Annotated in this window: 6 protein-coding genes; 3 read left to right on the top strand and 3 right to left on the bottom strand. The window is 72.3% G+C overall.

Annotated elements, in window-relative coordinates; all coding sequences use genetic code 11:
* The first annotated feature begins 28 nt into the window (after nucleotides 1–28).
* The 3 genes from ACGFI8_RS35210 to ACGFI8_RS35200 are packed head-to-tail and all read left to right on the top strand — an operon-like array spanning nucleotide 29 to nucleotide 5,469.
* On the top strand, nucleotides 29–3,673 hold the full coding sequence (locus tag ACGFI8_RS35210) for a choice-of-anchor D domain-containing protein (protein WP_392811237.1): 3,645 nt from the start codon (nucleotides 29–31) through the stop codon (nucleotides 3,671–3,673).
* A gap of 13 nt (nucleotides 3,674–3,686) precedes the next feature.
* On the top strand, nucleotides 3,687–4,970 hold the full coding sequence (locus tag ACGFI8_RS35205; protein WP_392811235.1) for a PQQ-dependent sugar dehydrogenase: 1,284 nt from the start codon (nucleotides 3,687–3,689) through the stop codon (nucleotides 4,968–4,970).
* Between the two features lie 52 nt (nucleotides 4,971–5,022).
* Nucleotides 5,023–5,469: a MarR family winged helix-turn-helix transcriptional regulator gene (locus ACGFI8_RS35200; protein ID WP_392811232.1), complete on the top strand. Its 447-nt coding sequence runs from the start codon at nucleotides 5,023–5,025 to the stop codon at nucleotides 5,467–5,469.
* Nucleotides 5,470–5,510: 41 nt separating this feature from the next.
* On the opposite strand, the gene ACGFI8_RS35195 is transcribed toward ACGFI8_RS35200, so the two are convergent.
* The 3 genes from ACGFI8_RS35195 to ACGFI8_RS35185 all read right to left on the bottom strand — a co-directional run bounded on the left by ACGFI8_RS35195 (nucleotide 5,511) and on the right by ACGFI8_RS35185 (nucleotide 11,812).
* Nucleotides 5,511–8,441 carry a carbohydrate binding domain-containing protein gene (locus ACGFI8_RS35195; RefSeq protein ID WP_392811231.1) on the bottom strand — a complete coding sequence of 977 codons (2,931 nt, stop codon included), beginning with the start codon at nucleotides 8,439–8,441 and terminating at the stop codon, nucleotides 5,511–5,513.
* A gap of 192 nt (nucleotides 8,442–8,633) precedes the next feature.
* The gene (locus ACGFI8_RS35190) at nucleotides 8,634–9,698 is read right to left on the bottom strand and encodes a cation diffusion facilitator family transporter (RefSeq protein WP_392811229.1); all 1,065 of its coding nucleotides are present in this window, start codon (nucleotides 9,696–9,698) and stop codon (nucleotides 8,634–8,636) included.
* Nucleotides 9,699–9,763: 65 nt separating this feature from the next.
* On the bottom strand, nucleotides 9,764–11,812 hold the full coding sequence (locus ACGFI8_RS35185; protein WP_392811227.1) for an Hsp70 family protein: 2,049 nt from the start codon (nucleotides 11,810–11,812) through the stop codon (nucleotides 9,764–9,766).
* Nucleotides 11,813–11,869: the final 57 nt, after the last annotated feature.

Genomic DNA, 11,869 nt, shown 5'->3' with positions numbered 1-11,869 from the left:
GTCACCCCGCGCCCCCTCTGGAGCAGTCATGGCCGCACGCCGGCTGACCGCCGCACTCCTGCCACCCCTCCTCGCGCTCGGCGCCGCCGTCGCGCTCGTCCACTCCGCCGCCGCCGACGTGACCACGGTGTCCGTCGACAACCTGCGCACCGGCTGGGACCCGAACGAGCCCGCGCTCGGGCCGTCCGCCGTCTCCGCCGCCGACTTCGGGCAGCTCTTCGCCACCAGCCTCGACGGGCAGCTCTACGCCCAGCCGATCGTGGCGGCCGGCACGCTCGTCGCCGCCACCGAGAACAACTGGATCTACGGGCTCAACCCCCAGACCGGCGCGATCGTCTGGTCGCGCAACGTCGGTCCCGCCTGGCCCGCCTCGGCCATCGGCTGCGGGGATCTGGTACCGAACATCGGCATCACGAGCACGCCGGTCTACGACCCGGCGACGCAGTCGCTGTTCTTCACCTCGAAGGTCAACGACGGTCCCGACACCAGCCACCCGCACTTCTACATGCACTCGATCAACCCGGCGACCGGGGCCGAGCGGGCCGGCTGGCCGGTGACGATCCAGGGTTCGCCGACCAACGACCCGGCGAACACGTTCAACCCGAAGACCGCCGCCCAGCGGCCCGGGCTCCTGTTGCTCGACGGCGTCGTGTACGCCGGGTTCGCCAGCCACTGCGACTACGGCCCGTACGTCGGGTACATCGCCGGCGTGAAGACGACCACGCCCGCCATGTCGACCCTGTGGTCCACCGAGGCCGGCCGCTCGACCGGCATGGGCGGCATCTGGCAGTCCGGCGGCGGCCTGGTCTCCGACGGCCCCGGCCGGATCATCGTTGCCACGGGCAACGGCGTCTCCCCGGCGCCCAGCCCCGGCAGCAGCCCGCCCGGTACCCTCGCCGAGTCGGTGATCCGGCTGCAGGTCAACGGCGACGGCTCGCTGACCGCCAGGGACTTCTTCAGCCCGGCCAACAACGGCAAGCTCGACCAGGACGACACCGACTTCGGCTCCGGCGGGCCGGTCGCCCTGCCCGCGTCGTTCGGCACCGCGGCGCACCCGCACCTGCTCGTGCAGACCGGCAAGGACGGCCGGGTGTACCTGCTCGACCGCGACAACCTCGGCGGCATGGCGCAGGGGCCGGGCGGCTCCGACGCGTCGCTCGTCCCGCCGGCCGGGCCCTACAACGGCGTCTGGGGTCACCCGGCGGTGTGGGGCGGCGACGGCGGCTACGTCTACCAGGTCGAGAACCAGGGCTTCCTGCGCGCCTTCAAGTACGGCGTGAACGGCGCCGGCCTGCCCACCCTCACCTCGACGGCGACCAGCCCGTCCACGTTCGGGTACACCTCGGGCTCGCCGGTGGTGACTTCCAGCGGTACCACGTCCGGGTCCGCGATCGTCTGGGTCGTCTACAGCGACGGGTCCAACGGCGCCAACGGCCAGCTGCGGGCCTACGACGCGCTGCCCGTCGGCGGCCAGCTGCGCCTGCGCTACTCGGCGCCGATCGGCACCGCGACGAAGTTCGTCGTGCCCGCCACCGACGGCGGGCGCGTCTACGTCGGCAACCGCGACGGGCGCGTCTTCGGCTTCGGCCGGCCCACCACCGCCGCGCTGAACGCGCCGCCGACCGACTTCGGCAACGTCGCCGTCGGCAGCACCGCCAACGCGACGGTGACCGTGACCGCGACCCGCGCCGTGAGCATCACCGCCGTCACCGCCGCCGCCCCGTTCGGCGTCACCGCGCCCGCGCTGCCGGTCAGCCTCAACACCGGCCAGACCCTCGCCGTGCCGGTGCGCTTCAGCCCGGCCGCGCCCGGCGGCGCCGCGGGCAGCCTCACCTTCACCACCGACGCCGGCACCGTCGCGTTCGACCTACACGGCAACGGGACCCAGACCGGGCTCGGCGCCACTCCTTCGGCGCTGTCGTTCGGGACCGTGCCGACCGGGGCGAGCAAGACGCTCGGCGTGAGCATCACCAACACCGGCACCGGCCCGGTGACGATCACCAGCAGCACGGCCCCGGCGGCGCCGTTCACCGCGACCGGCCTGCCCGCGAACGGGACCACGATCGCGGCCGGGTCCTCGGTGTCGGTCTCGGTGAAGTACGCGCCGACCGCCGCGGGCAACCAGAGCGGCTCGCTCGTCATCGCCAGCAGCGCCGGCTCGGTGACGGTACCCGTCAGCGGCACCGCCGTCACCGGCGCCGCGCACCTGACGATCACCCCCAACCCGGTCTCGTTCGGCTCCGTGCAGATCGGCACCACCGCCACCCAGACCTTCGACATCGCCAACACCGGCAACATCACGCTGACCCTCACCAAGGCGGCCCCGCCGGTCGGCGCGTTCAACACCAGCACCCCGGTCTCCGAGGGCCAGCAGCTCTCGCCCGGCGACATCATCCACCAGACCGTCACGTTCACGCCCACCGTGCAGGGCGCGCAGTCCGCCGTCTACTCCATCACCGGCGACGACGGGCAGGGCGCGGTGGCCGTCCAGCTGACCGGCACCGGCGTGCCGCCCACGAACACCACCAACCTGGCGGCCGGCAAGACCGCGACGGCACAGTCGACGCAGGGCGGCTACCCAGCCGGCAACGTCACCGACGCCGACCCCAACTCCTACTGGGAGAGCGCCAACAACGCGTTCCCGCAGTGGGTCCAGGTCGACCTCGGCGCGTCGGCGAGCGTCGGCAAGCTGACCCTCCGGCTGCCGCCGCAGTCCGCCTGGGCGACCCGCCGGCAGACCCTGTCGGTGCTGTCCAGTGTGGACGGCAACGCGTGGACGACCGTCGTCGGCGCGGCCGACTACGTCTTCGACCCGGCCACCGGCAACACCGTGAGCATCACCTTCCCGGCGGTCACCGCCCGCTACGTCCGGCTGAACATCACCGCGAACACCGGCTGGCCGGCCGGGCAGCTGTCCTCCTTCGAGGTGTACGGCACGAGCGGCGGCACAGCCACCCTGGCGCTCAGCCCCAACCAGCTGACGTTCGAGGACACCACCGTCAACACCAACAGCGACTGGCAGACCGTCACGGTCACCAACACCGGCACCGCCCCGGCGACCGTGCAGTCCGTCACCGCCTCCGGCGACTTCACCGTCACCACCACGTGCGGCAGCTCGATCGCGCCGGGCGCCAACTGCACGGCCACGGTCACGTTCCACCCGAGCGCGACCGGGGCGCGGACCGGGACGCTCAGCATTCGCAGTACGGCATCCAATGCGGAGGCCACCGCGGCCCTCTCCGGCACCGGCCTGCCGGCCGCCGGGACCAACCTGGCGCTGCAGCACCCGACGACGCAGTCGTCGAACACGCAGAACTACGTCTCGGCCAACGCCGTCGACGGCAACGCGAGCACCTACTGGGAGAGCGCCAACAACGCGTTCCCGCAGTGGATCCAGGTCGACCTCGGCGCCACCCAGCAGGTCGGCCGGGTGGTGCTCAAGCTCCCGCCGGTCGCGGCGTGGGCGGCCCGCACGCAGACCGTCACCGTGACCGACGCCACCACCGGGGCGGTGCTCGTGTCCAGCCGCGCCTGCACCTTCGACCCGGCGACGGGCAACACCGCGACGCTCACCTTCGCCCCGACAGGCGTGCGCAACCTGCGGATCACCTTCACCGCTAACACCGGCTGGCCCGCCGGGCAGCTGTCGGAGCTGGAGGTGTACTCGGCCTAATGACCATCCCCGGGTGGTGGCCGGTCCGGCCACCACCCGGCGGGTGAGGGTGCCTCACCCGCCGCCCGGGCACGGTGGTGCGGTGCGTCGCTCGAGAATCGCGGTGCTGCTGGCCGCCGGGCTGCTTGCCGGATGCTCCTCGGCACCGGCCGGGGCCACCGGGCGGCAGCTGCCGCATGTCGACCCCATCGACCCCACCGACTTCCACCACGGCGCCGCCGACCCGTCCGCCGCCGCGGACAACCTGGTGTCGGTCTCCACGGTCGCCAAGCATCTCGACGTGCCGTGGGGGCTGTCGTTCCTGCCCGACGGCAACGCGCTCGTCACCGAACGGGCCACGCAGCTCATCAAGCGGGTCACGCCGAAGGGGCAGGTCACGACGGTCGCCCGCATCGTGGAGGCGGTCTCCGACAACGAGGGCGGGCTGCTGGGCATCGCGGTGTCCCCGTCCTACAGGACGGACCACACCGTCTACATCTACTACACCACGCGGGACGACAACCGGGTCGCCCGCCTGCGCCTCGACGGGCGCTCGCAGCCGCGGCCGATCGTCACCGGCATCCCGAAGAGCGGCATCCACGACGGCGGCCGGCTCATGTTCGGCCCCGACGGCTACCTCTACGCCAGCACCGGCGAGGCCTCGCACACCGACGCTTCGCAGGACCTGCATAACCTCGGCGGCAAGATCCTGCGGATGACCACCGACGGCAAGCCCCCGCCCGGCAACCCGTTCCCGCACTCGCTCGTGTGGTCCTACGGGCACCGTAACCCGGAGGGGATGGCGTGGGCCGCGGACGGCACGATGTACGAGTCCGAGATCGGCCAGGCGGTCTGGGACGAGCTGAACATCATCCGCCCGGGTGCCAACTACGGCTGGCCGCGGATCGAGGGGATCGGCAACGACCCGAAATACGTGGACCCGATCGTGGCCTGGCACCCGGAGGTCGGCGTCAGCTCCGGCGTGGCGGTGGTGGGCAACACCGCCGTGGTGACGTGCCTGCGGGGCCAGCGCATCTATCTCGTACCGCTGGGCAAGCCCCCCACCGCCGTCGGCCGCGCGAGCCCGTCGCCCACCGGTACGCCGGACCCGACCGCGAGCGTGCGGTGGCGGCCGGAGGCCGGCGTGGCCGGGCGCCCGCGCGAGGCGCTGTTCGAGCGCTACGGCCGGCTGCGCACCGCGCTCGCCGCCCCCGACGGCAGCATCTGGATGACCACGTCGAACCGGGACGGGCGCAGACCGGGCGGCCCCGAGCCCGACGACGACCGCATCCTGCGCCTGACCCTGCGCAACCAGTAAGGCGTTGGTCGGCCCAACGTTCGTGTGCCTACCGGCCTGGTACGGTGCCGGCATGTTCACCGACCTGCCGAGCTGGCTGCTGACCCAGACCGCGCAGCACGCGCACCGCCTGGTGTCGGAGGGCCTCGGCGCGGTCGGCGCCCGGGGGTACCACTACCGGGCTTTGACCGCGCTCGACCGGGAGGGCCCCGCGAGCCAGGCCGATCTGGGCCGGCGCAGCGGCATCCATCTCAGCGACCTGGTCGCGACGCTGAACGAGCTCGCCGACGGCGGGTATGTCGAGCGCACCCCCGACCCGTCGGACCGCCGCCGCAACGTCATCACGATCACGCCCGCGGGCCGGCGCCACCTGCGCCGCCTGGAGAAACAGCTGGCCCGGGTGCAGGACGAGCTGCTGGCACCGCTGTCGGCGCCGGAGCGGGCCCAGCTGAGCGCGCTGCTGCGCCGCGTGCTGGAACACCACGGCCACGGCGCGGGGCTCCCCACGATCACGGAGTGAACATGCGTTTCCACTCCGCGACCATGGGGAGCCGTCGCGGGTCAGCGCAGGTACGGGCCGTCCGCGCCGACCTTGCCGGGGGCCGGGTTGCCGGGCAGGGACAGCACGTACGCGCGCAGGTCGCCCTTCGCGTTCACCGTCGCGGTCAGCGTCCCGTTGGTCACCACCTTGACGTCGCCGGTCACGGCGTCCGTGTAGGTGCCGTTCGGGATGCCGGTGAACGTCGCTGACGACGAGATCGTCACGAGGACGAAGCTGTCGACGGAGCCGGCGGTGTACCGCCGCTTGAACGCGATCTGGCTCCCGCTCACGCCGGCGGTGGAGTACTGCCCCATCTGCAGCGCCGGGATCGCGCGGCGGATCTGGTTGAGCCGCTGCAGGTGCTTCACGAGGGGCTGCTGCAGCGTCGACGCCACGGCGCCCGAGGAGCTCGACACCACGCCGTAGTCCGACGCTACGACGGTGCCGGTGATGCGGTCGCCGTAGTACGCCCGGCCCGTCGTGGCGAGCGGGCAGGAGGGGCCGCAGTCGATCTGCTTGCCCGCCTGGAACTCGACCTCCGAACCGTAGTACAGCACCGGCACCCCGCGGAACGTCCACATCAGCGCCATGTTCTCGGCCCAGGCGTCGGTGCCCCCGGCGTACCGTGTGGAGCTCTTGTTCGGCCCGTAGTCGTGCGAGTCGACGTAGACGGCGTTGTAGGTGGCGTCGTTCGTGGAGTCGTCGGAGTCGGCGCCGTTGCGGAACGCGTTCGCGGCGTCGCCGAAGTTCATGTGCATCCGCATGTCGATGATGTTCATGCCTGAGAAGCGGCTGTGGTCCGGCGCGTGGTAGTCGTTGCCCACGAGGAAGGCGTTGGTGCTCGTCGGCTGGTTGCCGGTGCCCAGCTGCTCCTCGTAGTTGTACTGGTCCAGCGCGGCCTGCACGTCGTTGTCCACATAGGAGCGCCGCTCCTGCCAGGTGTAGAACTGCGCGGAGTGGTTGACCGAGCCGCGGTTCCACTTGTCGTTGACGAACGCCGCGACCTCGCCGAAGACGTAGAAGTCCTTAGCCTTCTCCGCGCCGTACTTCTGCACCAGGTGCTGCTGCAACGCGGGCAGGAAGCGGCGGTTCCACGTCACGCGCGGGATGTGCACGGCGGTGTCCACGCGGAAGCCGTCCACGCCCATGTCGATGTAGGAGTTGTACGCCCCGATGAGGTACTGCTGGACGACGGGGTTCTCGGTGTTGAAGTCGGCGAGGTCGTCGGCGAGCCAGCAGGAGCGGGAGTCCTCGCCCTCCCAGTTGCCGATCCAGCACTGGTGGTAGAGGTCGGCGGGGAACATCTTCGCCGTCGGGCTCGGCCACTGGCAGTTGTGGATGGTGTACCCCTCCGGGCTGTACTGCCCGTTGGGCAGGCCGTAGTTCGGGCAGGTGTTGCCCGGCGGCGCCGTGCTCGACCACAGGTCGCCGTTGTACGCGCGGCCCAGCGAGTTCTCCCGCATCGGGTCGTACCCGGCGCCGGGCACCTTCTCGCTGTACATCCAGTCCCACTGCCCGTCGCGCGCGCCCCACACGGTGGGCACGAACAGCCCGTTGGCGCCCCACCGGGAGCTGTGGTTGTACACCACGTCCTGGTAGATCTTCAGGCCCTTGGCGTGCGCGGCGTTGATGAGGTCCTGGTACGTCGCGCCCGGCGACTCCAGCCGTGGGTCGACGCGGTAGAAGTCCCAGCCGTGGTACCCGTGGTAGTCGTAGTCGGACCGGTTGAGCACCACCGGGGTGATCCAGATCGCGGAGAACCCGAGGCCCTTGATGTAGTCGAGCCGGTCGACGAGCCCCTTGAAGTCGCCGCGGAACATCGGGTCGTTGTTGGCCGCGTTGCCGGAGCGCACGTGCTGGCTGCCGCCGCGGTCGTTGGACGTGTCGCCGTCGTAGAACCGCGCGGTGAGCACGAAGTAGATGCTCTCCTTGCGCGGGTCGCCGCCGAGCATCGTCCCGCCCGGCGGCAGCGGCGGCGCGTCGCCGGTCGTGACGCTCACCGCGGCGCTCGCCGCCGAGATGTTCCCGGCCGCGTCGACGGCGCGCACCGTGTACGAGTAGGTCGTGCGCGGCGCCAGGTTGCCGTCGATGTAGGCGTTGTAGGCGGTGGTGAGCACGTTCCCGCCGGGGTTGCGGATGATCTGGTACCCCGTGACGCCGCGGTCGTCGCTCGACGCGCTCCAGGAGAGGTTGACCGTGACGTGGTCCACGGTGGCGGTCACGTTCGCGGGCACCGTCGGCGGCGTCGTGTCCGGCGGCACGGCGGTGCACGGGTCGGTGGTGTTCCCGGTCGCGGTACCGCCGCTGACCCGCGTCGTTCCGGCGCCGATGCGGTAGTTGGCCCCGCGGTTGTTGTCCCACACCCCGGAGCCGTTGTTGAACACGGCCTGCATCCCGGTCGCGGCGCCCAGCTGGACGGTCCGCTTCACCCAGCCGGCGCAGGCGGTCTCGTTCATCGGTACGCCCGGCACCGCCGTCCACGCCTCGCCGTCGGGCGCGTAGTGGATGTTGACCGTGGTCCAATTCGTGCCGGTGGTGGCGTAGAACACCGTCGCGGTGTTCCCGGACGGCGGCGGGGCGGCGCAGGGATCCGCGGTACCGATGGATCCGTTGCTGATGGCGGCGATCCCGGCGGCGACCGAATAGTTCGCGCCCGAATGGTTGTCCCAGACGCCGGATCCGTTGTTGAACGTCAGCTGGGCGCCGGTCGCGGAGCCGAGGTCGAGCGCCTTCGTGTACCAGCCGGCGCAGCTCGCCGCCGACATGGCGACGCCCGGCACGGCGGTCCAGGCGCCGCCGTTGGGCGCCCAGTGGATGTTCACGGTGCTCCAGCCGCTGGGCGGCTTGTAGAACACGGTCAGCGTGTTGCCGGTGGCCGCGAGGGCGCGGGCCGGCAGCAGCGCGGCGAGCAGGGACAGGACGAGGATCAGGACACGTCTGCGGCGGGGCATGGCTGGGTACTCCTTGCACTCATCGACACGGTGGCGGCCGTTCGTGACACAAGGCGTTGCAACGCGTGCAGGAAGAGTGCTGGCACCCATTCACTCTTGTCAAGCTTCTTGCAGGAATTCCCCCAGCTCAGCGCGGTTCAACGCCGCTGACCTGGGTCATCTCGTTGGAAGCGCGGCAAGTTCTTGCAAAGATCAACACCGCTGGTGGGGGCCGTCCGCGCGCTGTTTCGCGGGGGTGACGGGCTGCGCCGGCCGGTACGACGCCCCGTGCGAGTCCGCGCAGTGCGGGTCCTCCCGGCTCACCACCCGCCCGGCGCCGGCGTGGTCGACCTGCAGCGTGCTGTGCGTGATGCGGTACTCCAGGCGCAGCAGCCCCTCGATCGCCGCCCGCACGGCGTGGCAGTCGCGCCCCTCGGCCACCAGTACGTGCGCCGACAGCGCCGGCTCGCCCGAGGTGATCTGCCAGACGTGCAGGTCGTGTACCTCGACGACGTCCTGCACGCCCGCCAGCCGCGCGCCGAGCGCGGGCGGGTCGATGCCGCTCGGCGCCGCTTCCAGGAAGATCCGCCCGGAGGCCCGCACCAGCCCCAGCCCCGCCCGCACCATCAGCGCGACGACCAGCAGGGTCGCGATCGCATCCGCGCGGGTGAACCCGGTGAGGATCATGACAAGCCCCGCCGCCGCGGTCGCGACGAACGCGAACAGGTCGTTGAGAATGTGCTGGAACGCGCCCTGGATGTTCAGGCTCGTGCGATTGGCCCGGCTCAGCGCCCACGCCGCCGCGAAGTTCACCCCGATGCCGGCCACCGCGGTCACCAGCACCGGCAACCCGGCGACCGGCGGCGGTTCGACGAGCCGCCGCACCGCCTCGACGGCGAGCACCGCCCCGAGGATGAGCATGGTGATCCCGTTGGCCTGCGCCGAGAGGATCTCCGCCCGCTTCAGCCCGAAGGTGTACCCCCCTTCCGGCGGCCGGGCGGCGAGCCGCATCGCGATGAGCGCCAGCACGATGGCCCCGGCGTCGGTGAGCATGTGGGCCGCGTCCGAGAGCAGCGCGAGCGACCGGGCCAGGAGCCCGACGACCACCTCGCCGGCCATGTACGCGGCAATCAGCCCGAGCGCGACGCTGAGCCACCGCCGATCGGCGTCACGCGACACCCCGTGGTGATGCCCCTTCGCACCGTGCTCGTGGTCATGGGCGTGCTCATGAACCTGGACAGGGTGGTGCCGGTGCTCGTCGTGGTGGTGGTCGGTCACGGTTCAAGCCTCTCCTACCAGCGCGACCGGGCGATGGCACTCCGGCGGAACACACCCGGATGTGGTCAGGACTCGGTTGGTGGCGGTGGGGGAGGCAGTGGCGGCAGGGCCGGCAGGCGGTCCGCCGGGATGTCCGCGCCGGCGAGCGCGGACGCCGACGCCGTCGCGGCCTGGTCGATCGTCATCGATCGCTTGCTGCGGCTGCGGCGGTCGGTGGCGGACACGTCCAGCAGGCCGTTCGCATCGATGTCGAAGCACACCTCGATCACCGGCTCGCCCGCCGGTGCCGGGGGCAGGCCGGTCAGCTCGAACGCGGCCAGCGCGGTGTTCGACGTGGCCACGGGGTGGTCGCCCTCGAAGACGCGGAGCAGTACCGAATCCTGGTCGTCCGCGGCGGTGGTGACAAGCGCGGTGATGCGGTTCGGGATCGTCGTGTTGCGCTCGATCACGGTGAGCATGGCGCCGGCGGCGATCTCGATGCCCAGGCCCAACGATGTCACATCCAGCAACAAGACGTCCTTGACGTCGCCGGCCAGCACGCCGGCCTGAAACGTGGCGCCCATGACCACGCCCTCGGGGGGCAGGCCGCGGTACGGCGCGCGACCCCCGGTCAGCTCGCGGACCAGCCCGGCGACGGCGGGCATGCGCGCGGCGCCGCCCGCGAGCACCACCCGGTCCACGGCCGCGATCCCGATGCCCGCGTCGCGCAGCACCCGCTCGACCGGGCCGCGGCAGCGGTTGAGCAGGTCCCGGGTCAGGTGCTCGAACGTGGCCCGGGTGAGCGTCTCGGCCACGTGCACGGGGCCGGCGTCGGTGCTGCCGAGATACGGCAGGCCGATCTCGGCGCTGCCCGCCGAGGACAGCTCGACCTTCGCCCGCTCCGCCGCGTCGCGCAGGCGCTCGAGGGCTGCGGGCAGGCCGGTGACGTCCAAGCCGTACCGCTGCCGGATCAGGCTCGTCAGGTGTCCGACGATGCGCCGGTCCCAGTCGTCGCCGCCCAGCCGTGGGTCGCCGGCGGTCGACTTGATCTCGATGACGCCCTCGCCCATCTCGACCAGCGAGACGTCGAACGTCCCGCCGCCGAGGTCGAACACGAGCACCGTCTCCTCGGCACCGCGGTGCAGGCTGTGCGCCAGCGCCGCCGCGGTCGGCTCGTTGAGCACGCGGAGCACCTCCAGGCCGGCCCGTCGAGCGGCGCCGGCCAGCGCGAGGCGCTGCCGCTGGTCGAACGAGGCCGGCACGGTCAGCACCGCGCCGCGCACCGGACCGTCCACATGCGACTCGGCATCGACGTGCAGCCGCGCGACGAGCCGGGTCAGCAGGTCCTCCGCGGTGTACCGCACGCCGCCCCGGCTGATGCTCCACCCGGTCCCGACCAGCAGCTTCGCCGCCCGTACCGTGCCGTCGGGGTTGGTCATCGCCTGCCGGGCCGCGGCCGCGCCGGCCAGCACCGCGCCGTCCGCGGTCACCGCGACCACGCTCGGCGTCGTGTGCGCGCCCTCCGCGTTGGGCACCAGGCACACGCGGCCGTGCTCGAGGATGCCGACGGAGGCGTTCGTGGTGCCGAGGTCGATGCCGACGACGGGGTCGCTGTCCGTGGGCCGCCGCCGGCCGGGCACGGCGCCGAGGCCGTTGGCGTACCACAGCTCCCGGGCCCGCCGCGCGACGGCGCGGTCGGGGTCGTCGACCAGCGCGCGCAGGACGGACTCGCCGTCGGCCCGTGCGGAGGGGATGCGCAGCAGGCGCTCGGCGAGCCGGAGGTTCTCGCCGGCACTTCGCGGCGGCGGTACCGCCGCAGCGTCCACCGGCGTGGCCGCGGACAGCAGCGCGCCCTCGGCGACGACGAGTTCCGGCAGGTCCAGGGTGATCGGCGCGACCCGCAGCGCCCGGTGCAGCAGCGTGGCCACGAGCGGCACCCGCGACGCCGCGGGCTGCGACAGCGCCGCCCGCTGCGCGTCGGCCCCGGTGAGCGGCTTCCCACCGCCGGCCGGCACGAACACCCCGGACGCGAGCAGCGGCGAGGCGCCGAACAGCAGCGGCCGCACCCGCCCGCCGTCGTCCCGCAACACCCCGACGGTGGTGGACGTCCCGAAGTCGATCGCCAGCCGGTACATGAGTCGTCAGGAGGGGAGCCCGGCCGGCCGCACCCGCCGCGTCATGACACCAGCGTA

Origin of the sequence: Dactylosporangium sp. NPDC048998, from assembly GCF_043197855.1 — a bacterium.
In the GTDB taxonomy this organism is placed as follows: domain Bacteria; phylum Actinomycetota; class Actinomycetes; order Mycobacteriales; family Micromonosporaceae; genus Dactylosporangium.
This window is presented reverse-complemented; position numbering and strand designations above follow the sequence as displayed.